Source organism: Ramlibacter albus (assembly GCF_014297445.1).
Classification (GTDB): Bacteria; Pseudomonadota; Gammaproteobacteria; order Burkholderiales; family Burkholderiaceae_C; genus Ramlibacter; species Ramlibacter albus.
The window spans coordinates 1-1281 of sequence record NZ_JACORU010000035.1 but is presented as its reverse complement, the minus strand read 5'-3'; the positions used below and the strand labels follow the sequence as shown (position 1 = coordinate 1281).

General features: G+C 61.7%; 1 protein-coding gene. It reads right to left on the bottom strand.

Going from position 1 to position 1281, the window contains the following annotated elements; all coding sequences use genetic code 11:
• Positions 1–85: 85 nt before the first annotated feature.
• Complete coding sequence (locus H8R02_RS30000; protein WP_187085710.1) at positions 86–1069, bottom strand: IS110 family transposase; 984 nt, start codon at positions 1067–1069, stop codon at positions 86–88.
• Positions 1070–1281: the final 212 nt, after the last annotated feature.

Sequence of the window (1281 nt, the reverse complement as noted above, 5' to 3'; positions counted from 1 at the left end):
CAACGCGTACGTGCTCTGACTCGCGCCATTTGTTTGAGCGGAGCGATTGGCGTTCGCGCCAATCGCGCAGATGCTGTCGTTCAAGTCAAGCGCTATGACGTCCAGGATCGAACGGCTTGCCGGATTTCAAGATGGCATACGACATCTCGACCAGCTTGCGCATGAGCGCGCCAATGATGACCATCTTTGGTTTTCCGGCCCTTGTGAGGCGCGCAGTGAATGCTTTGCCCCAGCCGGTCAGTCGCATGCTCACTACTGCCGGCATGTACAAAGCCCTGCGCAAGCTCGCGTTGCCACGCTTGGACAGCCGCGGGCGACCTCGAACGCTCGAGCCAGACTCGTAATGCCTCACGTCGACGCCCGCGTACGCCACTGCTTGTTTGCTGCTGGCAAAGCGCATCGGGCCACCCAGATGGCCCAGCAGTGTCGGGATCGTCGCGTCCCCCAGGCCGGGCACCGAATCGAGCAGCTCTCGCTGCGACTTCAGGGTCGGATCGTCGTCAATGTGTTGGCGAATCTGCTGCTCGATCGCATCGATCTGCTCATTGAGAGTGAGCAAGACTGTCTCGATGCTGGCTTTGACACTTACGTGAGCGACTTGAAGGCGGTTCCCCTCCTCGGTTCGCAAATCGACGAGGGCCTGGCGTCGCGCGACCAGAGCTCTGAGCACCCGCACCGCAGGTGGTGGCGCTTGCCACAGCTCGGGACACTGCGTCGCGCAGAAGTCGGCAATGACCTTCGCGTCGGCTGCATCGGTCTTGCTTCGGGCACCCGAGGCGATGCCGTACGCTTTGATGCGTGCGGGGTTCACCACACTGACAGGGTGGCCCGCATCGGCGAGGAACTCCGCCAGCTCTTGCCAATAGGGTCCTGTCGCCTCCATGCACGCATGCGCTCCCGCAGCGCCATGTTTGCCCAGCCAAATCATCAACTCCTCGAACCCGGCCTTGCTGTTGGAGATCACCTTGGAACGAGACTTGCCGTCCGGCAGCCGCACGCACACGTCCACCTTCAGCTTTGCTATGTCCAACCCGATCGCCACGGCCTGGCCGCTGCTTGCTTCGCGCATGTTCTCCTCTCTCCCGCCTGGCCAACCTTGCACATGCGGGCTCCGGCCGATGCCGGGCTAAAAGATGCTGTCCGACCTCACCAGGGACAGGAGAAAAAGGATGGGCGCTGCTACATCTACGCGACAGGCTCGGAGCCAAAAGCGAGTTACCTGCATACGCCCCTCCTGCCCGGGGTCTCCGGACAAACGAACAATACAAGCGAGTTATGGCG

What these genes read in the sequence shown, in the direction of transcription:
- H8R02_RS30000 (WP_187085710.1), bottom strand. Translation starts at nt 1,069, where the DNA reads ATGCGCGAAGCAAGCAGCGGCCAGGCCGTGGCGATCGGGTTGGACATA.